General features: G+C 50.3%; 20 protein-coding genes. 11 read left to right on the top strand and 9 right to left on the bottom strand.

Features of this window, described 5'->3' with window-relative positions:
* Positions 1-451: 451 nt before the first annotated feature.
* Complete coding sequence (locus OGY08_RS13355) at positions 452-1,549, top strand: glycerol dehydrogenase (RefSeq protein ID WP_125362882.1); 1,098 nt, start codon at positions 452-454, stop codon at positions 1,547-1,549.
* A 91-nt stretch (positions 1,550-1,640) separates the two neighbouring features.
* Positions 1,641-3,566: a dihydroxyacetone kinase operon transcriptional regulator DhaR gene (gene dhaR / locus OGY08_RS13350; protein WP_003828512.1), complete on the top strand. Its 1,926-nt coding sequence runs from the start codon at positions 1,641-1,643 to the stop codon at positions 3,564-3,566.
* Here dhaR and OGY08_RS13345 read toward each other — a convergent pair.
* Genes OGY08_RS13345 through OGY08_RS13330 form a run of 4 tightly spaced genes read right to left on the bottom strand, consistent with a single transcriptional unit; the run spans position 3,544 to position 6,059 of the window.
* Positions 3,544-4,074, bottom strand: coding sequence for a cob(I)yrinic acid a,c-diamide adenosyltransferase (locus tag OGY08_RS13345; protein WP_008785856.1), 531 nt, complete (start codon positions 4,072-4,074; stop codon positions 3,544-3,546). The genes dhaR and OGY08_RS13345 overlap by 23 nt on opposite strands.
* On the bottom strand, positions 4,075-4,428 hold the full coding sequence (locus OGY08_RS13340) for a glycerol dehydratase reactivase beta/small subunit family protein (RefSeq protein ID WP_125362883.1): 354 nt from the start codon (positions 4,426-4,428) through the stop codon (positions 4,075-4,077).
* A gap of 16 nt (positions 4,429-4,444) precedes the next feature.
* Positions 4,445-5,608, bottom strand: a complete 1,164-nt coding sequence (gene dhaT / locus OGY08_RS13335) for a 1,3-propanediol dehydrogenase (RefSeq protein ID WP_003024734.1) — start codon at positions 5,606-5,608, stop codon at positions 4,445-4,447.
* Between the two features lie 22 nt (positions 5,609-5,630).
* A complete protein-coding gene (locus OGY08_RS13330; protein ID WP_125362884.1) occupies positions 5,631-6,059 on the bottom strand; it encodes a GlcG/HbpS family heme-binding protein in 429 nt (142 codons plus the stop codon).
* A gap of 392 nt (positions 6,060-6,451) precedes the next feature.
* Between OGY08_RS13330 and OGY08_RS13325 the strand changes: the two genes are divergently transcribed.
* From OGY08_RS13325 to OGY08_RS13285, 9 genes are all read left to right on the top strand, one after another.
* Positions 6,452-8,119, top strand: coding sequence for a propanediol/glycerol family dehydratase large subunit (locus OGY08_RS13325; protein WP_057067396.1), 1,668 nt, complete (start codon positions 6,452-6,454; stop codon positions 8,117-8,119).
* Between the two features lie 11 nt (positions 8,120-8,130).
* The gene (locus OGY08_RS13320) at positions 8,131-8,715 is read left to right on the top strand and encodes a propanediol/glycerol family dehydratase medium subunit (protein WP_071445934.1); all 585 of its coding nucleotides are present in this window, start codon (positions 8,131-8,133) and stop codon (positions 8,713-8,715) included.
* 2 nt (positions 8,716-8,717) lie between these two features.
* On the top strand, positions 8,718-9,146 hold the full coding sequence (locus OGY08_RS13315) for a diol dehydratase small subunit (RefSeq protein ID WP_128317111.1): 429 nt from the start codon (positions 8,718-8,720) through the stop codon (positions 9,144-9,146).
* A gap of 10 nt (positions 9,147-9,156) precedes the next feature.
* A complete protein-coding gene (locus tag OGY08_RS13310) occupies positions 9,157-10,971 on the top strand; it encodes a diol dehydratase reactivase subunit alpha (RefSeq protein ID WP_219013512.1) in 1,815 nt (604 codons plus the stop codon).
* Positions 10,972-11,080: 109 nt separating this feature from the next.
* Complete coding sequence (locus OGY08_RS13305; protein WP_001573898.1) at positions 11,081-11,404, top strand: DUF1889 family protein; 324 nt, start codon at positions 11,081-11,083, stop codon at positions 11,402-11,404.
* 508 nt (positions 11,405-11,912) lie between these two features.
* Entirely contained in the window at positions 11,913-13,220 is a 1,308-nt protein-coding gene (locus OGY08_RS13300) for a tyrosine-type recombinase/integrase (protein WP_234692397.1), read from the top strand.
* A 583-nt stretch (positions 13,221-13,803) separates the two neighbouring features.
* Positions 13,804-16,164, top strand: a complete 2,361-nt coding sequence (locus OGY08_RS13295) for a type I restriction-modification system subunit M (protein ID WP_234692396.1) — start codon at positions 13,804-13,806, stop codon at positions 16,162-16,164.
* Entirely contained in the window at positions 16,164-17,537 is a 1,374-nt protein-coding gene (locus OGY08_RS13290) for a restriction endonuclease subunit S (protein WP_234692395.1), read from the top strand. Before OGY08_RS13295 ends, OGY08_RS13290 begins: the two co-directional genes overlap by 1 nt.
* Complete coding sequence (locus tag OGY08_RS13285; RefSeq protein WP_234692394.1) at positions 17,534-20,782, top strand: type I restriction endonuclease subunit R; 3,249 nt, start codon at positions 17,534-17,536, stop codon at positions 20,780-20,782. The genes OGY08_RS13290 and OGY08_RS13285 overlap by 4 nt, the downstream gene beginning before the upstream one ends.
* A gap of 151 nt (positions 20,783-20,933) precedes the next feature.
* Here OGY08_RS13285 and OGY08_RS13280 read toward each other — a convergent pair whose 3' ends face one another.
* From OGY08_RS13280 to OGY08_RS13260, 5 genes are all read right to left on the bottom strand, one after another.
* The gene (locus tag OGY08_RS13280) at positions 20,934-22,166 is read right to left on the bottom strand and encodes an McrC family protein (RefSeq protein ID WP_119312235.1); all 1,233 of its coding nucleotides are present in this window, start codon (positions 22,164-22,166) and stop codon (positions 20,934-20,936) included.
* Positions 22,167-22,169: 3 nt separating this feature from the next.
* Positions 22,170-24,344, bottom strand: a complete 2,175-nt coding sequence (locus tag OGY08_RS13275) for an McrB family protein (protein ID WP_234692393.1) — start codon at positions 24,342-24,344, stop codon at positions 22,170-22,172.
* 40 nt (positions 24,345-24,384) lie between these two features.
* Entirely contained in the window at positions 24,385-24,591 is a 207-nt protein-coding gene (locus OGY08_RS13270; protein WP_227028234.1) for a hypothetical protein, read from the bottom strand.
* 661 nt (positions 24,592-25,252) lie between these two features.
* Positions 25,253-26,569: a YagK/YfjJ domain-containing protein gene (locus OGY08_RS13265; RefSeq protein ID WP_286565900.1), complete on the bottom strand. Its 1,317-nt coding sequence runs from the start codon at positions 26,567-26,569 to the stop codon at positions 25,253-25,255.
* Between the two features lie 105 nt (positions 26,570-26,674).
* The gene (locus OGY08_RS13260; RefSeq protein ID WP_232886636.1) at positions 26,675-26,821 is read right to left on the bottom strand and encodes a helix-turn-helix transcriptional regulator; all 147 of its coding nucleotides are present in this window, start codon (positions 26,819-26,821) and stop codon (positions 26,675-26,677) included.
* Between the last annotated feature and the right edge of the window lie 54 nt (positions 26,822-26,875).

Below are 26,875 nucleotides of genomic sequence, written 5' to 3'. Positions count from 1 at the left end.
AGTTTCATTACGGAACGTTGTTATTGTTTTTTTGTTCCGAAATGAAACCGAAAAGAACGGGGAACGATCACAATGCGAGCTTGCTCGACTTTTTCCTCTCGCGATGAATGCAGGTCACACTGCACTGTCAGCTTTTTTTTACCGGTATTTTGGCAAGTGAGTGGGTAAAAGAGAAAGTGAGATTCGTCTGTGCCGGAGATTTGGTGGTAAATGAACGGATCGGGATCGCAAACCTTATATTTTTTATGGTTAAGCGTTCCAATATGAAACATTTGTCGTTTTTATCTGTTTCATATCAGAACAAAAAGACGAAAGATTTTTTTGTGCACGCCTCGCCATACAGTTATTGCATCGCTCCGGTACCTCCCGTTTTCGCCATCAGCATCAGGCCAAACAGGTTAACGCCAGGGCTCACCATGTAAAAACATGTACTTATTTGAGGATGAAAGGAATGCTAAAAGTTATTCAATCTCCAGCCAAATATCTCCAGGGCCCTGACGCTTCCACCTTGTTTGGTCAATACGCTAAAAATCTGGCGGACAGCTTTTTCGTGATTGCGGATGACTTCGTGATGAAGCTGGCGGGAGAGAAGGTACTCAACGGCCTGCACAGCCACGACATTAGCTGCCATGCGGAACGCTTTAACGGTGAATGTAGCCATGTTGAAATTAATCGCCTGATTTCCATTCTGAAACAGCACGGTTGCCGCGGTGTGGTTGGGATTGGCGGTGGGAAAACGCTGGATACCGCCAAAGCGATTGGCTACTACCAGAAGTTGCCGGTGGTAGTGATCCCGACTATCGCGTCTACCGATGCGCCAACCAGCGCGCTGTCCGTTATCTATACCGAAGCCGGCGAGTTTGAAGAGTATCTGATCTACCCGAAAAACCCGGATATGGTGGTAATGGACACTGCAATCATTGCCAAAGCGCCGGTACGTCTGCTGGTGGCCGGGATGGGCGATGCGCTCTCGACCTGGTTTGAAGCGAAAGCCTGTTATGACGCCAGAGCGACCAGCATGGCGGGCGGACAGTCCACCGTGGCGGCGCTGAGCCTGGCGCGATTGTGCTATGATACCCTGCTGGCGGAAGGCGAGAAGGCACGCTTTGCCGCGCAGGCCGGCGTGGTGACCGATGCGCTGGAGCGTATTGTCGAAGCTAACACTTACCTCAGCGGCATCGGTTTTGAAAGCAGCGGTCTGGCAGGGGCGCATGCGATCCACAACGGCTTTACGATTCTGGAAGAGTGCCACCATTTGTACCACGGTGAAAAAGTCGCCTTTGGTACGCTGGCGCAACTGGTGCTGCAAAACAGCCCGATGGAAGAGATCGAAACCGTGCTGAATTTCTGTCAGAAAGTAGGCCTGCCGGTAACGTTAGCGGAAATGGGCGTGAAAGAAGACGTTGACGGCAAGATCATGGCGGTGGCGAAAGCGACCTGTGCAGAAGGTGAAACCATCCACAATATGCCGTTCCCGGTAACGCCTGAAAGCGTACATGCCGCTATTCTGACGGCAGACCTGCTGGGACAGCAGTGGCTGGCGCGTTAATCAGTCGTCGGTAGGTTTTTATCCGGCATCTTCTCCCCCTCTGACAGTCTCTGCCGGAGGGGTTGTCTATGGTTAAACAGCGGAAAGGGATATGACGGCGCACACGCATAGCATCGGGAAGGAAGTCTCTTCAGTCATTGCCCAGTCATGGCATCGTTGCAGCAAGTTTATGCAGCGGGAAACCTGGCAGGCGCCGCATCAGGCGCAAGGGCTGACCTTTGAGTCGATTTGTCGTCGCAAGACGGCGTTGCTGACGATTGCTCAGGCTGCGCTGGAAGATGCCTGGGAGTTTATGGACGGCCGCCCGTGCGCGCTGCTGATTCTGGATGAATCAGCCTGTATCCTCAGCCGTTGCGGCGATCCACAGACGGTGGAACAGTTGGCGGAGCTTGGGTTTCGCGACGGCAGCTACTGTGCGGAAAGCATCATTGGCAGTTGTGCCCTGTCGCTGGCGACGATGCCGGGCCAGCCGACAAAAACCTCTGGCGATCAGCATTTTAAACAGGCTCTGCATCCGTGGTCGTTCTGCTCGACGCCGGTCTTCGATAACCATGGTCGACTGTTCGGCTCCATCTCGCTGTGTTGTCTGGTGGAGCATGAGTGCGTTTCTGATTTATCCCTGACGCTGGCGATAGCCAGAGAAGTCGGCAACTCTTTGCTGACCGACAGCCTGCTGGCTGAATCCAACCGCCATCTGAACCAGATGTACGGGCTACTGGAAAGTATGGATGATGGTGTGATGGCCTGGAACGAACAGGGCGTATTGCAGTTCCTCAATGCGCGTGCGGCGCTGCTTTTGCATCTCGATGCACAGGCCAGCCAGGGAAAAAATATTCACGATCTGCTCAATCTCCCCATGCTGCTGCGCCGGGCGATCAAACATGCCCGCGGCCTGAATCACGTCGAAGTTACCTTTGAAAGCCAGCATCAGTTTGTTGATGCCGTCATCACCCTGAAACCGATTGTTGAGGAGCAGGGCAACAGCTTTATCCTGCTACTGCATCCGGTGGAGCAAATGCGCCAACTGATGACCAGCCAGCTCGGCAAGGTGAGCCACACCTTTGAGCAGATGTCGACTGACGATCCGGAAACCCGCCGCTTAATCCACTTTGGACGCCAGGCGGCGAGGGGGAGTTTCCCGATCCTACTGTGCGGGGAAGAAGGCGTTGGTAAGGAGCTGCTGAGCCAGGCCATTCACAACGAAAGCGAGCGCGCCAGCGGGCCGTATATCGCCGTGAACTGTCAGCTTTATGCCAACAGCGTGCTGGGGCAGGATTTTATGGGCAGTGCGCCAACCGACGATGAAAATGGCCGGTTGAGCCGTCTTGAACTGGCGAACGGCGGCACGCTGTTTCTGGAAAAAATTGAATATCTGGCGCCGGAGCTGCAATCCGCGCTGTTACAGGTGATCAAGCAGGGGGTATTAACCCGCCTGGATGCCCGTCGGTTGATTCCGGTGGATGTCAAAGTGATCGCCACCACCACGGTTGATCTCGCCAATCTGGTGGAGCAAAACCGCTTTAGCCGTCAGCTGTATTACGCGCTGCACTCTTTTGAGATAGTGATCCCCCCGCTGCGGGCGCGGCGTAACAGTATTCCCTCGCTGATTTATACGCGGCTGAATAGCCTGAAAAAACGTTTTTCATCCAGTCTGAAGATCGACGACGACGCGCTGGCACAACTGGTGGCCTATTCGTGGCCGGGCAATGACTTTGAGCTGAACAGCATTATCGAAAACATCGCCATCAGCAGTGATAACGGCCATATTCGGCTGAGCAATCTACCGGATTATCTGTTTGCCGAACGTCCTGGTCTGGAGACGGCGTCTTCACTGCTGCCAGCCAGTCTGACCTTTACCGCTATCGAAAAAGAGGCGATTATCCATGCTGCTCGCGTCACCAGCGGACGCGTACAGGAGATGTCGCAACTGCTGAACATTGGTCGCACTACCTTGTGGCGCAAGATGAAGCAATACGACATTGATGCCAGCCAGTTTAAGCGCAAGCATCTGGACTAGTTTCTTCAATTCTCGCCATCGAGAACAGCGCGTCCGACAGTCGGTTGATGTAACGCCTGGGTTCATCGCGTAACGTCAGCGTTCTGCTCATTGCGATAAGGATCCGCTCCAGTCGGCGCGTCAGAGTTCGCGCAACGTGTAGCTGTGCCGATGGCAGATTTTTCCCCGGAATAACAAACTCTTTGAGCGGGCCGCTTTGCGCCATATTGCGGTCAATAAGCTGCTCCAGCGCCTGAATATCCTCATCGCCAATACGCTGTTGTAAGCGAGCGAGTCCTTTCTCATCGCTGGCGAGTTCCGCACCCAGTACAAACAGCATCTTCTGCATGGCGTGCAGATCCTGGCGTAGTTCAGCCTGGTGCGTGCTGGCATAGCAGACGCCAAGCTGGGAAATCAGTTCATCCACCGTGCCATAGGCCTCAACGCGGATGTCGTCTTTGTCGATACGGCTGCCGCCAAACAGCGCGGTCGTGCCTTTATCGCCGGTTCGGGTGTAGATGCGGTACATTTATTTTATCTCGCTGAAGGGAAGTGCTTTAACCAGTTGACCGGCATTGGCGCCAAGCGTTCGGATCTGCGCAATTCCGGCGCGGATATGCCCACGGATCAGCGCCCGATCTTCGGGCAACTGGGCGTGGGTTAAAGCAATATCACCCGTGGCGTTAAGACCCAGACCGACACGTAGCGTTGAGCTTTTGGCCGCAAGTTTGCTCAATGCCAGCGCGCAGTCATGCTCGTCGCAACAGATTGCCCGGCAAGGGACGCCTTGCTCTTCCAGTCCCCAGCACAGCTCATCAAGCACGCGAGTATCCTGCCAGCGTGAGTGATAAAACAGATGTACACCCGGTGATGAAAGTGACATTGCGCCCCCTGCGTTATCAGAATGCCTGACGGAAGATCTCGGCAATTTCTTTCTCGTTCCCTTTGCGTGGGTTAGAGAAGGCGTTGCCGTCCTTCAGCGCCATTTCCGCCATGTACGGGAAATCGGCTTCTTTGACGCCCAGATCGCGCAGATGCTGCGGAATGCCGATGTCAGCGGAGAGACGGGCAATGGCGTGAATGGCCAGTTCGGCGGCATCCATGGTGGAGAGTCCGTCAGTGTTTTCGCCCATAAATTCTGCGATATCGGCAAATTTCTCCGGGTTAGCGATCAGGTTATAGCGCGCCACGTGCGGGAGCAGAACGGCATTCGCCACGCCGTGTGGCATGTCGTACAGACCGCCAAGCTGATGCGCCATTGCGTGAACGTAGCCGAGGTTGGCGTTGTTGAAAGCCATACCCGCCAACAGAGAGGCGTAGGCCATGTTCTCGCGAGCTTTCAGGTTGCTGCCCAGCGCTACGGCCTGACGCAAGTTGCGTGCGATCAGGCGAATAGCCTGAATAGCGGCGGCGTCGGTGACCGGGTTGGCATCTTTGGAAATATAGGCTTCTACGGCGTGGGTCAGGGCGTCCATACCGGTCGCGGCGGTCAGCGGAGCGGGTTTGCCGAGCATAAGCAGCGGATCGTTAATGGAGACCGACGGCAGGTTGCGCCAGCTGACAATCACAAACTTCACTTTGGTTTTGGTATTGGTCAGCACGCAGTGGCGGGTGACTTCGCTGGCGGTACCGGCAGTGGTATTCACCGCAACGATAGGCGGCAGCGGGTTGGTCAGAGTTTCAATCCCGGCATAGCTGTAGAGATCGCCTTCGTGAGTTGCCGCGATACCGATGCCTTTACCGCAGTCATGCGGGCTACCGCCGCCAACGGTAACGATGATATCGCAATGCTCTTTGCGAAAGACCTCCAGGCCATCGCGCACGTTGGTGTCTTTGGGATTTGGCTCAACGCCGTCAAAAACCACCACGTCAATGCCCGCTTCACGTAAATGGGCTAGGGTTTTATCTACCGCACCGTCTTTAATAGCCCGCAGACCTTTATCAGTAACCAGCAGCGCTTTTTTACCGCCTAACAGTTTGCAGCGTTCGCCGACAACGGAAATAGCATTGGGGCCAAAGAAGTTCACATTTGGCACCAGGTAATCAAACATACGATAGCTCATAATATACCTTCTTAGATTTAAATTATAATTCAGAGAAACAATTCAGTGCGGTTTCTGCTAATAATCTGTCTTGTTCGACGGTGCCGCCGCTAACGCCGACGGCACCAATTAATTTACCGTTTAATATGACAGGTAAGCCGCCGCCGAAAATAACAATGCGCTGTTGGTTAGTAAGCTGCAAACCATATAGCGAAGCGCCAGGTTGTACCGCGTCGGTAATTTCATGGGTACCCTGACGCAGGCAACAGGCGGTATACGCTTTATTAAGAGAGATATCACAGCTGGTGACAAACGCATCGTCCATGCGTTGCATTAGCAGCGTATTTCCGCCGTGATCCACCACAGAAAAGACCACCGGAACGTTGATCTCAAGCGCTTTAGCCTCAACGGCCTGCGCCATTTTTTTTGCAGCCGCCAGCATAATGGTGGCAATTTGTTGGCTCTTATTCACAGTCTCTCCTGAAAATGTTGTAGGGCTGAGGTCACGAAACATATCGCGCAACAGCTATTTTTATCATTGGCTTTACCTTATTTTCTCGCCGCACGTTATTAAGTCAATAGGGTGGATTTTTCATAAAAATTAAATTTATTTCCCTGGTTTTGCGTTTATTGATAATGATCATTTAACCTCGTCACAATTCACGATGGATATTCCTGAATTGCGTTTCAATATGGAACGATGCATTTTTATTAGGTGCCAAATTGGAACGAAATTAATTTTATTTTTTTATTGCTTGGCTCATTTAGAGTTCGGCCATTGCTGATGAAAGGCGAATGCCGGGTGTGATGTCCCCGGCAATATGGCCCGGCGTCCCTATTTTTTACCTTTTGAGTCAATAAATCATGAGAAGATCAAAACGATTCGAAGTGCTTGCGAAGCGGCCTGTAAATCAGGATGGGCTGATTGGCGAATGGCCTGAAGAGGGGCTGATTGCCATGGAAAGCCCCTACGATCCGGCGTCGTCGGTGAAGGTCGAAAATGGTCGTATTGTTGAGCTGGACGGTAAGAGCCGCGCCGAGTTCGACATGATCGACCGTTTCATTGCCGATTATGCCATTAACGTGGCCGAAGCTGAGCGCGCCATGCAGCTCGACGCGCTGGAAATCGCCAGAATGCTGGTGGATATCCACGTCAGTCGGGAAGAGATTATTGCCATTACCACCGCCATCACCCCGGCGAAAGCGGTGGAAGTGATGGCGCAAATGAACGTGGTGGAGATGATGATGGCGCTACAAAAAATGCGCGCCAGACGCACTCCCTCCAACCAGTGCCACGTGACTAACCTGAAAGATAACCCGGTACAGATTGCCGCCGACGCTGCTGAAGCGGGGATCCGCGGCTTTTCCGAGCAGGAAACGACGGTCGGGATCGCCCGCTACGCGCCGTTTAACGCCCTGGCGCTGCTGGTGGGTTCCCAGTGCGGTCGCCCCGGTGTGCTGACGCAATGTTCCGTTGAAGAGGCCACGGAGCTGGAGCTGGGGATGCGCGGGTTAACCAGCTACGCCGAAACGGTATCGGTATACGGTACAGAGTCGGTGTTTACCGACGGCGATGATACGCCGTGGTCCAAAGCGTTTCTCGCCTCGGCCTATGCGTCGCGTGGCCTGAAGATGCGCTACACCTCCGGCACCGGCTCGGAGGCGCTGATGGGCTATTCCGAAAGTAAATCGATGCTTTATCTGGAGTCACGCTGCATTTTTATCACTAAAGGCGCGGGCGTACAGGGGCTGCAAAACGGTGCGGTCAGCTGTATCGGCATGACCGGCGCTGTGCCGTCAGGGATCCGCGCGGTGCTGGCAGAAAACCTGATTGCCTCAATGCTCGACCTTGAAGTGGCCTCCGCCAATGACCAGACCTTTTCCCACTCCGATATTCGCCGTACTGCCCGTACCCTGATGCAGATGCTGCCGGGTACCGACTTTATTTTCTCCGGTTACAGCGCGGTACCCAACTACGACAACATGTTTGCCGGGTCGAACTTCGACGCTGAAGATTTCGATGATTACAACATTCTGCAACGCGATCTGATGGTTGACGGCGGTCTGCGTCCGGTCACGGAAGAGGAAACCATCGCCATTCGCAATAAGGCCGCACGCGCCATTCAGGCGGTGTTCCGCGAACTTGGCCTGCCGCTGATTAGCGATGAAGAAGTCGAAGCTGCTACATATGCTCACGGCAGCAAAGATATGCCCGCGCGCAATGTGGTGGAAGATCTGGCTGCCGTGGAAGAGATGATGAAGCGCAATATCACCGGGCTGGATATCGTCGGCGCGTTGAGTTGCAGCGGCTTCGAAGATATCGCCAGCAATATCCTCAACATGCTGAGACAGCGTGTTACCGGTGATTACCTGCAAACGTCGGCCATTCTGGATCGCCAGTTCGACGTCGTCAGCGCCGTCAACGACATCAATGATTATCAGGGACCTGGTACCGGCTATCGCATCAGTGCCGAACGCTGGGCGGAAATTAAAAATATCGCGGGCGTGGTTCAGCCTGGCTCAATTGAATAAGGCGGTACACCGTGGAATGCACAACTGAACGTAAGCCGGTTTTCACCTTGCAGGTAAGCGAAGGCGAGGCGGCTACAGCGGACGAACGCGTAGATGAGGTGGTGATTGGCGTCGGCCCGGCCTTTGATAAGTATCAGCATAAAACCTTGATTGATATGCCGCACAACGCGATTTTGAAAGAGCTGGTTGCAGGCATCGAAGAAGAGGGACTGCATGCGCGAGTAGTGAGGATCCTGCGCACCTCGGATGTTTCTTTTATGGCATGGGATGCGGCAAATCTCAGCGGCTCAGGCATTGGGATTGGTATCCAGTCGAAAGGAACCACGGTGATTCATCAGCGCGATCTGCTGCCGCTAAGTAACCTGGAACTGTTTTCTCAGGCTCCGCTGCTGACGCTGGAAACCTATCGTCAGATTGGTAAAAACGCCGCGCGATATGCACGCAAAGAGTCGCCTTCGCCGGTGCCAGTGGTCAATGACCAGATGGTGCGCCCTAAATTTATGGCCAAGGCCGCGCTGTTTCATATCAAAGAAACCAAACACGTGGTGCAGGATGCTGCGCCTGTCACGTTGCATATTGCACTGGTAAGGGAATGACCATGAACGACAACACCATGACCGCGCAGGATTACCCATTAGCCACCCGCTGCCCGGAGAAAATCCGGACGCCTGGCGGCAAGCCGCTAACCGACATTACCCTTGAGAATGTGCTGGCGGGCCACGTAGGACCGCAGGATGTGCGTATTTCTCAGCAAACGCTGGAGTACCAGGCGCAGATTGCCGAGCAGATGCAGCGTCATGCCGTGGCGCGCAATTTTCGTCGTGCGGCAGAACTGATTGCGATCCCGGATGCCCGCATTCTGGAGATCTACAACGCGCTACGGCCGTTTCGTTCTTCGTTCGCCGAGTTGCAGGCCATTGCCGATGAACTGGAGCACACCTGGCACGCCAGGGTGAACGCCGGGTTTGTCCGCGAATCGGCAGAGGTATACCAGCAGAGAAATAAACTGCGTAAAGGCAGTCAGTGACGGAGGCAGCATGCCGTTAATTGCAGGGATCGATATCGGCAACGCCACCACCGAAGTGGCGTTGGCGCAGGATGGCCGGTTTATCGCCAGCGGGATTGTCGCCACGACCGGGATGAAAGGCATGCGGGAGAATATCGCCGGGGTGGTCGCGTCCCTGCAGCAGGCGCTGGATAAAACGCCGTGGTCGCTGCAGGACGTGGCAAAAATCTGCATCAACGAGGCCGCACCGGTGATTGGCGATGTGGCGATGGAAACCATCACTGAAACCATCATTACCGAATCAACGATGATTGGTCATAACCCGCAAACGCCCGGCGGCGTTGGCGTGGGCATGGGAACCACCATCGCCGTGGAGAAGTTGGCGGCGTTGAGCGAGGATCGATTTGCCCAGGACTGGATACCGTTGGTGGGTGAGGAGATGGATTTCCTTGAGGCGGTTTGGTTTATCAATGAAGCGCTGGATCGCGGCGTCAACGTGGTGGCGGCCATCCTGAAAAAAGATGATGGCGTGCTGGTGAATAATCGCCTGCATCGGCCAATACCGGTGGTTGATGAAGTCACTCTGCTGGAGAAGGTGCCGGAAGGCGTGCTGGCGGCGGTGGAAGTGGCGGCCCCGGGACAGGTGGTGCGGGTGTTGTCGAATCCTTACGGTATCGCGACCTTCTTTGCCCTGACCCCTGAGGAAACGCAAACTATCGTCCCCATCGCCAGAGCGCTGATTGGCAACCGTTCCGCCGTGGTGCTGAAAACCCCGCAGGGTGATGTGCGCTCAAGGATTATCCCGGCAGGCAAGATCGTTATCCGTGGCGAAAAGCGCAGTAGTGAAGCCGACGTAGCGCAAGGCGCGCAGGCCATTATGCAGGCGATGAGCGCCTGTGCGCCCGTGTGCGATATTCGCGGTGAAGCAGGCACGCACGCAGGCGGCATGCTGGAACGGGTGCGAAAGGTGATGGCTTCGCTGACCGATCATGACATGAACACGGTGCATATTCAGGATCTGTTGGCGGTCGATACATTTATTCCGCGCAAGGTGCAGGGCGGCATTGCCGGAGAGTGTTCAATGGAGAACGCCGTGGGCATTGCGGCGATGGTGAAAGCCGATCGCTTACAGATGCAGGCCATCGCCAGTGAGCTGAGCGCCCGGTTAAACACGCCGGTTGAAGTTGGCGGCGTGGAGGCCAACATGGCCGTGGCGGGGGCGTTAACTACGCCCGGATGCGCCGCACCGCTGGCGATCCTCGACTTAGGCGCAGGATCTACCGATGCCGCCGTCATCAATAGCGACGGCGTAGTGAAAGCGGTACATCTGGCCGGCGCGGGGAATATGGTCAGCCTGTTGATTCAAACTGAGCTGGGCTTAAGTGATGCATTTCTGGCGGAGGAAATAAAAAAATACCCGCTGGCAAAAGTGGAGAGCCTGTTCAGCATTCGCCATGAGAACGGCGCGGTGGAGTTTTTCCGCGAACCGCTCAGTCCGTCAGTATTCGCCAAAGTGGTGTACTTGAAAGAGGGCGAGCTGATCCCGGTAGATAACCAGATTTCGCTGGAAAAAATCCGTCTGGTGCGCCGACAGGCTAAAGAGAAGGTTTTTGTGACCAACTGCCTTCGCGCGTTACGCCAGGTGTCACCCGGTGGCTCTATTCGCGATATGACGTTCGTGGTGCTGGTAGGCGGTTCTTCGCTGGATTTTGAAATCCCGCAGATGATCACCGATGCGCTGGCGCATTACGGCGTTGTCGCCGGGCAGGGCAATATTCGAGGTACCGAAGGGCCGCGTAATGCGGTGGCAACAGGACTGGTTTTAGCCGGAGAAGCAAAAAAATAGCGCAGAAAACAGCCGCGCAAGCGTTTAGCTGCGGGGTAAGTCAAATAAAGGCGATGTTCTCTTTGATATCCCGGCGGAGTTGGGTACATAGTATAAATGTGTCTCTCACGTGGTTAATTTTAAGGATAAGAGCATGCCAACAGCAATTGAGAAAGCATTGGATTTTATTGGTGGTATGAACACTTCGGCGTCAGTACCACATTCAATGGATGAAAGTACCGCTAAGGGAATCTTAAAGTATTTGCATGACTTAGGTGTGCCAGCAAGTCCGGAAGTTGTGATGGCACGGGGTGAGCAAGAGGGATGGAATCCCGAGTTCACGAAAAAAGTGGCCGGATGGGCAGAAAAAGTCGCCTCCGGTAACCGCATCCTTATCAAGAACCCAGAGTATTTTTCAACCTATATGCAGGAGCAGCTCAAAGAGCTAGTGTGAGCTGACTATCGAATTAAACTCTAACGGACGTTTCCATCCCAGGATGGCGGCGTCCAGATGGGGTTGCCATTAACATGCTGTTTTCTGAACAGGTGTATCGCGTAAATAGCTTTAGCCCCCGCCAGCCATGTTCTTCCGTGTACTCATTCAACATATTGATGCAAGCAAGTATTGATTTTTCCAGGACAAACTCTTTTTTGCTACATGCCAATTTCTACGGAATACCCATAAAAAAAGGACCTGCAATTTCTCGCAAGTCCTTAAGATTTGGTGGCCCCTGCTGGACTTGAACCAGCGACCAAGCGATTATGAGTCATATGAAAACCATGTTTCATGATTTTGCATCTTTTTTCACATTAGATTAAATTTCATAAATAACAATCTATTATTTGCTGGTTGTTGTTTCAGGTTGTTCTGTGGTTTTACCTTCAGTATCATCCTTACGTCACCCACTACGTCACCCAGAATCAGGCTGGGTGACGTAACGAACAAAGGACTGAAAAATACTATGGCTGATAATTTAACTGTCTCGATGATTAGTGGCTTGAAGCCGAAAACTACTGCTTATTATGAATGGGATAAAAGCGGTGAGCGTGGGGCAGGGCGATTAGGGGTGAAAGTTGAGCCATCGGGTCAGCGAGTATTTTACTATCGTTATTTTTGGCAAGGAAAACGGCAATTCATTCTGCTTGGCCGTTTCCCGGAGTTGTCACTCGCTCAGGCAAGGCAGCAATGCAAAGAGCATGCAGGCCTTCTTAAAGAAGGAAAAGCTCCTAAAGCTGAAATCGCAGAACAACTCTTTACTGCTGAACAACAACAGCGCGAAGACCAGCTCAAAGGCAGCATTGAGCAACTCATTTTGGGTTACACCACCAAAATGCGTGAAGACGGTAAACGCACCTGGCAACAGGTTTTGTACCGGCTGGAAAAAGAAACCTATCCATTTATACCTAAAGCGACGAAAGCGCGCGACGTTACACCCGCTCATATCAAACAAATTCTGGCCACCATTATTAAACGTGGCGCATCAGTTGAAGCAAATCGTGTTCGCTCTTATCTGATGGCTGCATTCAATTATGGGTTGAAGGCTGACAACGATCCGGCAAACCACCAGCAGAACGTGATGTTTGGGCTTCAAATGAATCCAGTAAGTGTCATACCCAAACAATCTGCAGCGGAGAAGGCAGGGACAAACTGGCTGAAGCTGGATGAGTTGCAGCAACTGATGGGGGATTTTCCTAAAGCACCAAAGGTCGGCCCGTTAATCAGCCAATTGCTTAACTTGTGTGTCTATACGGGTGGCCAGCGGCCTCATGAACTGGTTTCCAGCCGTTGGGATGCCGTTAACTGGGAAGAAAAAACGTTATTGATAGTGGCGGATGTGTCGAAAAATAAAAGGGATCATCTGGTGCCTTTGACTGAGTCAGCCATTGAGATACTCGAAAAGTTGAAAGCTGAGAATCATAATCAGAGTCCTTACATCTTCCCGCAGCGTATTAAACCGGAACAGCATCTACGCACAGACAGCTTTGCACAAGCCATCATTTATTACCGGCAACACTTTGCGTTGAGCCCATCTTTTATTGCGCGTGATATTCGTCGTACCTGTAAGACCCTGATGGGCGAAGCGGGTATTGCTAAAGACCTGCGTGACCGCATTCAGAACCATGCTCTACAGGATGTGAGTTCTAAACACTACGATCGTTACGATTACCTGGTTGAAAAGCGTAAGGCACTCGAGATCTGGGAGTCTCGGGTGAATAACCACCAGCAACAGCAGGAAAACAATGTCGTTAACCTGTTTGGGCAGAGATAGAGGCTTAAATCGGATCTCTGGATTTGCTGGCGAGGCCGACGTTCTTCGCCAGTATTTGGTTGCGTTTAAGTTGTCGCTCAATTTACTTTCTACTAACAGGTCCTTGTTTCTTAAGATCAATATGGCCTTTTAAGCCAATGCCAGCTAACGTAAAAACGCCTTGGATAATGAGCCCTATATTTTTCTCGGTAAAGAACACTGCTTTCTTCTCTGGTTCGCGCTCAGTACTTGCTTCCACTTTCCTAGTTTGCTCCCAGAGAGCGTTAAGTTCTTCCAACCTTATTTGTCTACACCGATGCCTACTTTCGGGGAGTGAGAAGTCTCGGGAGAAGATGACTGGTTTCGAAGAAACCGGGTACAAGAATAACAGTATATCCTCACCTGACAGGTTGTTCTCCTCAATGAACTTGCAGGTAGCTTTATCGATATGCTTAAAGTTTCTTTGGGGGGGCTGATAATATTTGTAAACATAAGGATTGATTCACCATTGTGTTTCAAACTGATGCGCTATAAGTCAAAGCATCTTATGCCTGATGGGGTATAATCCTGCCACTTTTTTATGCCATTTTTTCGGGTATCGCTCATGACTAACACTAACTTTTCTCAAACGGCTGCGTTTATCTGGTCGGTGGCCGATCTGCTGCGCGGTGATTTCAAACAGTCTCAGTACGGGCGTGTGATCCTGCCCTTTACGCTGCTGCGCCGTCTTGAGTGTGTGTTGGCGGAGACCAAAGATGCGGTGGTGGCGAAATACGATGAATTAAAAACCAGCTCACTGCCGGAAGACGCCAAAGAGAAGTTTCTGCTGCGCGCCAGCGGGCTTTCCTTCTTCAATACTTCGAAGATGGATCTGGGCAAGATGGGGCAGAACGACATCAAAGCCAACCTAGAGAATTACGTCCAGTCGTTCTCGCTCGATGCGCGTGAAATCTTCGAGCATTTTAAATTCAGCGAGTTTGTCGGCCTGCTGGAAGATGCCAACCTCCTGTTTAAAGTGGTTAAGAAATTCGCCACCACCGATCTCAGCCCGAAAGCGATTTCCAACTATGAGATGGGCCTGGTGTTTGAAGAGCTTATCCGTCGTTTTGCGGAAAGCTCCAACGAGACAGCCGGTGAACACTTCACCCCACGCGATATCGTGCGTCTGACCACCTCGCTGGTGTTTATGGAAGATGATGAAGCGCTGACGCAGGATGGTATCATCCGCACCATTTATGACCCAACGGCCGGGACCGGCGGCTTCCTCTCTTCGGGCATGGAATATGTGCACGAATTGAACCCTAACGCGGTGATGCGTGCCTTTGGCCAGGAGCTGAACCCGGAATCCTACGCTATCTGTAAAGCCGACATGCTGATCAAAGGCCAAGACGTCAGCCGCATAAAGCTGGGTAACACCCTCTCTAACGACCAGCTGCCGCTGGATCAGTTCGACTACATGCTCTCTAACCCACCGTTTGGCGTGGACTGGAAAAAGATTGAGGGCGAGATTAACGACGAACATACGCAGAAAGGCTTTAACGGTCGCTTTGGCCCTGGCCTGCCGCGTGTATCCGACGGCTCGCTGCTGTTCCTGATGCACCTGATCAGCAAAATGCGCGACAGCCACAATGTGGATGGCACCGTGAGCAACGGTGGGCGTATCGGGATTATCCTTAACGGCTCGCCACTGTTTACCGGTGGTGCGGGCAGCGGTGAGAGTGAAATTCGACGCTACATTCTGGAAGCCGATTTGCTGGAAGGCATTGTCGCACTGCCAACGGACATGTTCTACAACACCGGCATTGCCACCTACGTCTGGATCCTCTCCAACAAGAAATTGCCTGAGCGTAAAGGCAAAGTACTGCTGATCGATGGCACCAAGCTGTGCGGCAAAATGCGTAAATCGCTGGGTTCCAAGCGTAACCTGATGGGTGATGACGATATCAAGCTGATCACCCAGACCTTTGGTGATTTTGAAGTAGTGGATACCACAACCCTGGAAGAACTGGGTCTGGAAAAAGCCGCCGAGCAAAAATCCAGCCGTGGCCGTCAGCCTGCCACCGCCAAAACCGAAGCGCCGAAAACCTTTGCCAGCAAAATCTTTAACAGCACCGACTTTGGCTATCGCCGCCTGACCATTGAACGCCCGCTGCGTTTATCTGCTCAGGTGACGGATGAGGCGATTGCGACTCTGCGCTTTGCGCCGAAGCCGTTTAACGCGCCGATGGAACGTCTCTATGAAGAGTTCGCATCCCAATGGCAGGAGGACAGCTATGGTGATTTCTCTGAACTGGAAGCAGAAGCGCGCGCCATCATCAAAGCCGAATTTGCAGAGCTGAAAGAGAAACAAATTAAAGACCTGCTCGACAGCAAACTGTGGCTGGCACAGCGTGGGTTAATGGAAAAGGCACAGCAGATTCAGACAGCTCTGGGTACGCAGGCGGGTGGCAAAACGCGGGTGAGCAATGACTTCAACCAGTTCCAGCTAACCCTGAAAGGGGCCATCAAAACGGCTGGCGTGAAGCTGGATGCGAAAGAGAACAAGCAGTTTATCGATGCCATCACCACCAAAAACCCGGATGCCGAGCCGGTGGTGAAGAAGGTGCTGAAAGAAGCCGCTCAGCCGCTGTACGGTGCGTTTGAGTACAAAGGCAAAGTGGTCGAGTTTGAGCAGGACGGCGAGCTGCGTGATAACGAAAACGTGCCACTGAACCCGGCAGTCTCCACCAGCGACCTGATTGAAAGCTACTTCAAAGCAGAAGTGCTGCCGCATGTGGATGACGCGTGGATCAACGCTGATAAGCGCGATGCGAAAGATGGCGAGGTAGGGATTGTCGGTTACGAGATTCCGTTTAACCGCCATTTCTACGTCTATCAGCCGCCGCGCTCGTTAGAAGAGATTGATGCCGATCTGGATGCGGTCAGCGCCGAGATTATGAAGCTGCTGCAGGAGGTCCATTCCTGATGGCTAAGTATAAGGTGTATCCTGAGTATAAGGATTCTGGGGTTGAGTGGTTGGGGGAAGTTCCCAGTCATTGGGAAATCCTATCTGCAAAACGCATGTTTCAAAGCGTGCGTACACCGGCATGTAAAAATGATGAGCAGCTCGCTGCAAGCCAAAAGTATGGTGTAATTCCCCAGTCCTTAATGATGCAACTAAATGACTCAAAAGTGATGCTTGCATTAAAAGGGACGGAATCATTCAGACATGTAGAAGCTAATAATTTTGTTATAAGTTTACGTAGTTTTGAGGGCGGTATTGAATATAGCCAGTACACTGGCTGTGTGTCGCCTGCATATACTGTACTGAAAAATTCCAAACCTATAAGCTATAGCTACTATCGTTATCTTTTGAAATGCTCGCCTTTTATTGCAGCATTACAATCTTCGACAGACAGCTTAAGAGATGGTAAATCTATTAACTATGAGCAGTTTAGTGCACTCAGCCTGCCAATATCTTCAGTTCAGGAACAAAATATAATCGCAACTTTCCTCGATCACGAAACCGTAAAAATCGACAACCTGATCGAGAAACAACAGCAACTGATTGAGCTGTTGAAAGAAAAACGTCAGGCAGTGATTAGCCATGCCGTCACCAAAGGGCTAAACCCTGATGTGCCGATGAAAGATTCTGGTGTTGAGTGGTTGGGAGAAGTGCCAGCGCATTGGAAAGTATCAAAATTAAAATACTTCGCTTCTATTCAAGGTGGTTTTGCATTTAGCAGTGACTCTTTTACTCATGAGGGTATCCAAATTTTAAGGATTGGTAATCTCTATCAAAATAACCTTGAGCTTGAACGACAACCTATATTTCTCGATGTTAATGAACTCGATAGATTTAGAGATTTTGCTATTTATAAAGATGATATTTTAATGTCGCTCACTGGTACATTAGGAAAGCGTGATTATGGATTCGCTATAAAAGTTGATCGAGATGATGTTTTTTTGTTGAATCAACGTGTTGCGAAAATAACCCCTGATGAAACCAGACTTTGCCGAGACTTTCTGCTTTATATTCTATGGTCTGATTCATACTTAAATCAGCTATATTCTTTACCATCAGGGACTAAACAAGCAAACCTTTCCAATAGTAATGTTACTGATATTCTTGTGGCATGCCCGGCAGAAATATCTGAGCAAAAATCTATTATAGAAATAGTTACAAAACAGATGGAAGTATTTGATTCACTGATGGATAACTCATTAATTTTAATGGAGTCTCTCCAGGAACGCCGCACCGCCCTCATCTCCGCCGCCGTCACCGGAAAAATCGACGTCCGCGATTGGGTTGCCCCTGAAACGCAGGATGTTGAGGAGCCAGAGGAGGCTACCGCATGAGCATGGACAGCACCAAAGAGCTGATTTTCCAGTATGAAATGATTGCTCAGATGATCGAGCGAGGCTGGGTTCGTGGCAAAACAGACGGCTACGATCGCGAACGTGCGCTGTATTCCCAGGATGCGCTGACCTTTGTGCAGACCACACAGCCGCAGGAGTGGGAGAAGTTTGCCAAAATTTATCCTACCGATACCGAGCGTCATTTCCTTGATGCGCTGGTGGCTCAGCTGAAAAAAGCGGATATCAACGCTACCGATATGCTTTCGCGCACTTACGGCACGCTCGGCGTGCTGCGTCATGGTATCAAAAGCCATAATGCACGTTTTTCCCTGTGCCAGTTTAAGCCGGAACATAACCTCAATCCGGAAACCCTGACGCGCTACAAACATAATATCTGCCGCATTGTGCCGGAACTGGTTTACAGCCCTCATGCGTCGAAAGCCGCGTTTGAAGAAACGGGTATAAAAGCGAAGAAGTGGCGTATCGATCTGGTGCTGTTCGTCAATGGCCTGCCGATAGCGACCCTAGAACTGAAGTCTGAATTTAAGCAGACGGTACAAAACGCCATTACGCAATATAAGAAAACGCGTTTGCCAAAGGACCCTGGTACCAACAAACCTGAGCCGTTGCTGACCTTTAAACGCGGGGCGCTGGTGCACTTTGCTGTCAGCCAGTATGAAGTGTTTATGGCGACCAAACTCGATGGCGATAAAACCTTCTTCCTGCCGTTTAACAAAGGGACCCATGACGGCGGCGCGGGGAACGACATCCCGGAAGATGCCAACGACTACGCCACCAGCTACCTGTGGAATGAGGTGCTGCTGCCGGACAATCTGCTGAAAATTCTCGCGAGCTTCGTGCATCTGCAAATCGTCGAAAAAGAAGACGCCATTGGCCTGAAGTACAAAAGCGAGAGCCTGATTTTCCCGCGCTATCACCAGTGGGATGTGGTGAACAAACTGATCACTGCCGCCACGCTGGAAGGGACCGGTAATAAATACCTGATTCAGCACAGTGCGGGGTCGGGCAAATCGAACTCTATCGCCTGGACGGCCCATCAGCTTTCCCGCCTGTACGATGAGAATGGCGAAAAGCAGTTCCACTCGGTGATTGTGGTAACGGATCGTACCGTGCTGGACGATCAGCTGCAGGACACTATCTATCAGTTTGAGCATCAGGATGGCGTGGTCGGGCGTATCAATAACAAAGAAGGCGACGGCTCTAAATCGGAGAAGCTGGCCAGCGCGCTGGAAAACTCGCAGCCGATTATTATCGTCACCATCCAGACCTTCCCGTTTGTCCTGAAGGCGATTGAAAACAGCGTCAGCCTCAAGCAGCGTAAATACGCGGTGATTGCCGATGAAGCGCACTCCTCGCAGAGCGGATCTACAGCGCGTCAGCTGAAAGAAGTGCTGATGACCGAAGAAACGGACGACGACGTGGAGATGTCTTCCGAAGATATTCTGGATGCCACCATCGCCGCGCGTAAAGGCAGCAGCAACCTCAACTATTACGCCTTTACCGCCACGCCGAAAGCCAAAACGCTGGAGCTGTTTGGCCGTCGTCCGAATCCGCAGGAACCGGCTTCAAAAACCAATAAGCCGGAAGCGTTCCACGTTTACTCAATGCGTCAGGCCATCGAAGAAGGCTTTATTTTTGATGTGCTGAAGAACTACACCAACTACAAAGTGGCGTACAAGCTGCTGCAAAAGCTGGACGATCCTGACCGGGAAGTGGACAGCAAAAAAGCCAGGATCAAACTGAACCAGTGGGTTTCGCTGCACGATCATAACGTGTCGCAGAAAGTGAAGGTAATTGTTGAGCACTTCCGCAAGCATGTGATGCACTTACTGGCTGGCCAGGCGAAAGCGATGGTGGTGACCAGTTCGCGTAAAGCGGCGGTGCGCTATAAGCTGGCATTCGATAAATACATCGCCGAGCAAAAATACGACAAGATCAGCGCGATGGTGGCGTTCTCCGGGGAAGTGGAATTCTTTGAGAGTGACCCAAACAGCCTTGCGCTGCTTAACCAGAAGTTCACCGAGATCAATATGAACCCTGGCCTGAAAGGCCGGGATATGCGCAAAGCGTTTGATACCGACGACTACCAGGTGATGCTGGTGGCTAACAAATTCCAGACCGGTTTTGACCAGCCCAAGCTGTGTGCCATGTATGTGGATAAAAAGCTGGGCGGCGTTGAGTGTGTACAGACGCTGTCGCGCCTGAACCGTACCTATCCTGGGAAGGCGCAGTCCGGCACGTTTGTACTCGATTTCTACAACGAACCCGACGAGATTTTGGGTGCTTTCCAGCCGTACTACCAGACAGCGGAACTGACAGACGTCAGCGATCCGCAACTCGTCTTTGAACTGTTTGAAAAGCTGCGTACCAGCGGCATTTTCCTGTGGAACGAAGTGGAGCAGTTCTGCGAGGCGTTCTTCAGCAAAAACAAATCCAATGCGGCGATCAGCAATATTTGCAAGCCAGCGGTACAGCGCTGGAAGCAACGTTACACCTCGGCGATTGATGCATATGTGCTGGCCAAAGAGATGTTTGAACGCACCAAGAAGACCGGCGATGTTGTGCTGATCACCAATGCGGAAAACACCTTCAAAGAGTGCGAGAAAGAAAAAAGTAAGCTGGATATCTTCAAGAAAGATCTCGGCAGCTTTGTCCGCTTTTACGAGTTTATGTCGCAAATCGTTGATTACGACGACAAGAACCTGGAAAAGCTGAGCCTGTTTGCTCGCCATCTGCGTCCGTTGCTGCATGAACAGCGTATCGAAGAAGATGAGATTGATTTAAGCAACGTGGAGATGAGCCATTATCGCCTGTCTAAGCTTCACGAACAGCATCTGAAGCTGCAGGAAGATGCGGCGGAATACAAAATCAAACCGGGTAATGATGTTGGTACCGCGAAGCCGAAGGATAAGAAAGAAGAGTTTCTGTCGAATATCCTGGCGCGCCTTAATGAGCTGTTTGTCACCGATAATCTTACCGATAAAGACATGATCAATTATGCCTTCGCGGTGCGTGACAAGTTGTCAGAAAACCAGGCGGTGATGACCCAGATTGCGAACAATACGCGCGAACAGGCGATGCTGGGTGATTTCCCGAAAGCCATTGATGATGCCGTGATGGACAGCAACGACGCCCAGCAGGAGATGATGGTGCAATACCTCTCTAACCCTGAACTGGCGAAAGGATTTGCCCGCGTGGTGTTTGATATGTTGAAAGGGGCTTGAGTTTTTAGCAGGCCGGAAGTGGGAATGCGTTGTCTGGTATGGAAAGCAGGTAAAATGTATCCCCATCTGCGGTGGCAGACCCGAAACCACCAGCCCATTCCCTGTAGGGATAAATGGACTGGGAAAAGTGTAGCGGTATCAGGGACAGTTTTTAGGACCAGTTTAGTATCTGGTTTTTTTCTATTGCCACAGTTTTAACGGCTAATTTCGGTGCATGCATTCCTTGTAGTGTGTAACCGTAGTTGGGGCGTAATCCCGCCTGATTTGGATAAATCAGCTGCAAATGAGGAACCTCATAGCAACCTGCATAGGCGTAAAGTTGGTAAATATCGCTGCTGGAAACCCCCAGTTTGCGGTCTGCTTTATTAAGCAATTTCCACTTTGTGTCTGCTATCAATTGTGGAACGCCCTTGTCATCGACAAGGGCAATGTCTGGCCGCAATTGAAACAGCGGGGAGTCGTCTGCACGCATCGCCAGATATTTTCGCGGTCCCTGTGTACGAAGAAGCCAGCCCTGCTGGTGGGCCCATGGTTTTAACTTTTCTGCTACCCACGCTTCGAATAAGCGATTCATATCAAACAACAATGAAAATAGCGGTGTGCTACCAGCCAGTACATCCGGTTTAATCGCAGAAATAAATAATCGGCACTGTTCAAGGACAGGCTGGAACCGTTGGTTAATACGATCGCTTTTGAGTAACTTGAATGACTGCAAAGTGATGGGCACATCGCTAATTCCGTCAAAATGCATCAATAGTTCGGATAACCGCTTTTGGGTTTTTCCTGAGTGTGTCCAGGGCATTAACAGACGCAGGGTAAAGCGGAGTATTTGATTCAGAACCATATCTTCGCTGAAATCGTCGAAGCGACAATACAGCCGCTCTCTGTGAACCAGATTGTGTCGGACATGCTGCGGGATAACCAAACGACCACGCATTACCGACAAATTTTCTTCCTGTTCTATGTAATTTCGCAACTTGCCTTGAAGGATCTGTGTATGCAAATCATGGCAAAAGTGCTGGATAAAAATATCCAGCAGACTATGTTGGTGGGTATTGATGCCTGCCTGCGCACCTTTATGTGTACGCATGATTCGGGCGGTATACAGCATTTGCACCAATGCCTCACGGCAGGATTCAGGATGTTCTTCTTTACCGTTTATTTTTGGCAAGATTTCTAGTGTTAAGTCGTCCAGTTGGATGACACCGCAGAATTGTGCAAACCGCACCGACTGATGTCCCCAGCTAAAAGCGCCGTTAGGAAGATTTGGAGCCAGCTTTTCCAGTAGCCGGGCATGATGAATGCCCAGCGCATGCTGGGCGGCTGCTCGTTCAGTGATCACTGGTAGCGAACTATGCTCAATCACCGACAGAATTTCTGCCACTGCTTAATCCTCGTAAATTTTACGAATTGAGTCGGGAGTAATTTCTTGTGCAACTGAAACCCGATATTCAACAACCTCTTCAAAGTCATCGTGGGTAAAGCCAAAAACATCTTTGCTGGTCAACTTAGCATGTCTAATCAGCGGAGCTTCAATCAACTTGCCGGTAGCGTCAATATCGCGGAACACAAGCTGTATTTTGTACCAGTCTTCATAGAAGTATTCCTGCAGGAGCGGAATTAACTGGTTCAGGAAAACCGTCTTTAGCTGTGTGAGGTTAGTCACCGGGCAAAGATAAGCATGACCAAGCATGAGATCGCGGCTCAGAAGAAAGCGGATACGGTGGTTCATCGCATCCAGCAGTTTGCGCAGGTTAATCTGGTTGCCATCTTCATCAAGAATATTTCCCGCATCATCTGAACCAGCTATTTTGCTGCTGTCCGGCATCAATTCTTTAAAGCGGAAGCGACGGCGTAAAGCGGTATCCAATAGTGCGATTGAGCGATCAGCGGTGTTCATCGTGCCGTAAATATCCAGATTTTTAGGCACTCCAAATGGCTCGCGAGAATAGGGCAGGGTAATGCGCATGCCCTTTTCGCCGCTGGTGCGTTTGTCGGTTTCAATCAGAGTTATTAACTCTCCGAAAATTTTTGCTACGTTGCCACGATTAATTTCATCGATAAAGATGGCGTAGCGATGCTCCGGATCAGCTTCGGCACGCTGGCAGATACGGCGAAATACGCCATCCTGTGGCGAATAGCTTAATTCACCGTTCTCTTCATTCAACTCCGGGCGAATACCTTCTACGAAGTCTTCATAGCTGTAAGCTTGATGGAAAGTGATGAACTCGTAGCGGTTGATAGTCTTATTATTTTTAGATGGCTTTTTAAGTGAAGAAACCAAACTAACTAAATCAGAACATTCTTCTCGAGCTTCGGAAAGCAAAAACCATGTGCTATCGCTATTTTTATCAAAAAGGTAAGGCGCTGTACGGCGCTCAAGTTTCACTGTATTCGAGTCAATAGCTGCATGATTTTGCAAGGTTGACCAAATGGTTTGATGCAAATTTTTTGTTCTTTCTAAGGCTGTAGCTTTGGTTCTCACAAATTCATGTTCGCGAATAGCTGGTACTTTTGCATTACCACCTAAATCGGTTAGTGCCATAAAAATTACATCACACCATGATTTATCTGCTAGCTGTTCGGTCAGCCATTGTTCGCGCGTTAGTGTCTGCGCTTCGCTGACATATTTTGCTTTCAATTGATTTAATTCGTATGTCTTGCCTGTTCCCGGCGGGCCGAACAAAATTAAGTTCAATGGCTCTAATATTTTTGGCTGCGCGAGCAATTCATCAGTGGGCTCGATTACCGCAGATTTTTCGACTGGTTCTGTGGTTTTTTGCCAGACCTTGGATAATGGTGGGATGTAGAAATCGAGCTGCTGAGTATGTTGTTTTTCTTCCTGCTCATGACGAATCTCTAGTAGCGCTCTGTCCATCGCTACCGCTGAAAGCTCTTCTTTCTGATGTGGCTTGAAGGCACGGATGATAGTACGGCGATCACTGCTGCTAAAAACGCGTTCAAATTCATCGGGGAACAGCAAAAACATCAGCATATGGCGGAACTGGCGGCTGGCATTTTCAGGAATAACGCTAAGCCACTCTCCAAACGAGAAACCGTTACTCAGTTGCGCTTCGCGCCCGGCAGAGGGCAGAGCTAATAGCGCCTTAAGCACATTCGCGAGATACGCAAATTCGCGCGCGCGAAAAGTATTAAACCCTGTTCCAGCGCTGCCGACACCAGCAAGTACTGTGCTTTGCAGCATAGCGTGATGGGTATCTAGCTGCTCGCCGGATAATTCCCAAATAGTGTTTATTTGCTCACGCTTGGTTTTGACGCTGATATTGCTGGCGCAGAGATACAGTAGCCAAAGCATTTCCGCAGTGAGTTGTTTTGCTTCAGGTGAGACACTGGCTAACTGTTCTTTAAGCCGAAGCATGAAATTGCCTTCCTGCTCTAACTGGCTATTAACCACATTACTCTCAATCTCTGCCAGATACTGGCTGTTCCAGAGGTTTTTGTCGCTGAAAAGCGATATGCCATTGACCAGGCAGCGCTGACGCCATTCACTGGCTGCATTTAAAATTTGTTCTGCTTGTTCTTCACCGGTATAGCGGCTCATCCTTGTGATCCTTTTTTATAAATTAAGCAACTGATGGACATTAGTTAATGTGGTATGAGCCATCTTCCATTTTAGTACCATAAGTTTCCACATTTCTTTCAATCATCGTGCGGATACTGGTATCCAAAATATCGCCGCTGGCTTCCGTTTTTTCTTTTCTTAACGCAGTCTGCAACTGTGAAATGTTACCTGTACTGCACCCCATCGGGCAGAGTGGCGCTCTTGCTACATTTCTTTTGCGAGACATGAGCCCCGCAGTAAACAGTCAAAAGGGTGCTCCTGATAGCCAGCATATATCGCTATTGACTGATGGATTTGAACGAGATGTTGCTGCTAGATGTGGTGCAGGTTGTCATTGCACTGCTCTTCAGCAGTGGGGGCACTGTTACTTTACAGTGATCACCGCTGGCTCTTGATGTGAACCTATATGTGACCATCAGAAACGAACTGAAACGTTCAATCAGCTAATCCCCGTCTGTGATTTTTGTGCTGATCATTTCATAACGAATTGATATTAAAGTAAAAATAAAAGTGATCATATGAGCGTAAGAATGTATGCATCTTATCTCATTGAAAGTATTAGTAATTAAAAGAAAATCTTCATTATTTCGCGTATGGGATAAATCAGAAGGAAAACATTTTTTTGAAGTAAAAGGTATTTAAAGGGGATTAGTCCCAGCGGATATGTGGCAGTAAGCAGATATAAATTGGCTTACAGGAGGTAATCTGCATTGTCTGTGCGTTAATGTCCGTCAAGAATTGAGAGGTACTTCAGTTTTCATGCTGCACAATAATTCCCTGGTAGTGCCTGATAAGGCTCTGCTTACTGATGGCGGCTAAGTGTTTATATTTAAGTTACGCCGCGCTCAGTAAGTATACCAGGTGACACTGTTATGGTGTTTTCATCTCTATAACCATGGTTTCAACAGGAACGGATCGATCAGACCTATAAAGGGAAAATCGACTATGTAACGTCTGGCAGTGCTGGCGACCAGATTGTGTTCACGGCAGTAGTCGGCAACAGTCCAGCCTTTCGGCCAGTACTTTTGATAATATCGATCAAAATGCTGGCTCCAGTGAGAGCTCATTGGTTTACGCCGTAACTGCTTTTTAGCTGTTTTATGATTCAGCCGGTGATTGTTAATGTAGTCATCCAGTGTGGATTTGCTTTTCTGGAAGCAATAGCGATGCCATGCCCAGTGAATAATTTTAAGGCTTTGCCCCCCAACACGGCGACAGTTGGCATATATCCGTACTGGATTCAACTTGTACTTGCGTGCGTAATCAGAAAGGCTGATCCCAGTAATCAGAGCCTCTAACATGTAGTTATGACGATGGTTGGACCAACGTGGTGAATTACACCACCATTTATTTTCGTCATAAAGTTCATAGGATGAACGTTTACGCGGAACGGCGGGTAATCGGGCTTTGCCCAGAAAATATTTGTCCAACATTCCTGAGTAGGTGGATTTCAACGCCATATCCTGATCGTTGGTTTTCGTCTCCATTTTTTGGTTGATTGGCTTGCAGGGTGTTATTGCAGATTTTTGGCGTGAAGGCGCGACAGGTTTCGGTTTGCGCATGCCTGAGCCAACAAGTTTAATACCTTTATCAATTGACTCTTTTGTTCGGCGCTTACCCAGATAACTAACTCTTAGCATCAGTTCGGTATAGGTCTTGAGATCATTTTCGCGCACAAAGTAATAACCGTTTTCCGGGAACCATACCGAACCACCAGCAACCTGTTCCCAACAATGTCGGACAATCGTATTCAGCTTATTTGGATAACGGATATAGTTGCCATCCAGCATCAGCAAATAGTGATAATGCTGTGCTTCCCCTGAGCCCTGCTCTCTTACCCAGAGATAGCTGATAAACGATTTTGGGTAATTCTTGCTTAACTGGCGGAAAAGTAAATTATGGAAATCATCCATTATGCGATTATCCGCACTGTAGGTCGGGAGTCGAAGATCATATCTGACCGCAAGAAAGCGAGACATCGCTGATACCTTGTCAACTGCCCCGAAGATTCTTTTCATGATCTTCGTGTCCTGGTCGCGTTTCTCTGGCAGCACAGACCACATCACTTCTTTAAAAACAAACGTTCCCTTTGGCTGATATTCAACAAGGTTGCCAGGCTTATCGGGCGTAATAGTATTAAATACCTGGGTGAATTCCTGACCTGGTGAGGGGGTTGTTACTTGATTAATCAGAGAGTTACTCATGTTTTAGCATGTCGCAGAATAGGTGAAAATAATCGTTTTTGTTCCAGCTTGTTTCATTGTCAGATGAAGAAAAGGCTGAATATTTCAGCCCTTTAACAAACAGAATTACTTGTTATTTTGCTCAAGCCAGCATTGATACGTATTGGCTGGCCATCCTACGGTTCGACCCTCATGCATTATCGGCTGTGGGAACATGCCAGCTTTAACCCAGCGGTAGAGGGTAGTGCGACTGCAATCGAGGAGCTGAAGCATTGTATCAATGCGAATCAGACGTTGGGGCTGATGAAGGGCGACAACCTTATCAGA

The sequence above is a fragment of the Citrobacter sp. Cpo069 genome (assembly GCF_030332785.1).
Lineage (GTDB): Bacteria > Pseudomonadota > Gammaproteobacteria > Enterobacterales > Enterobacteriaceae > Citrobacter > Citrobacter portucalensis.
The sequence above is the reverse complement of the archived record's forward strand: the minus strand, read 5'-3'. Positions and strand labels throughout refer to the sequence as shown.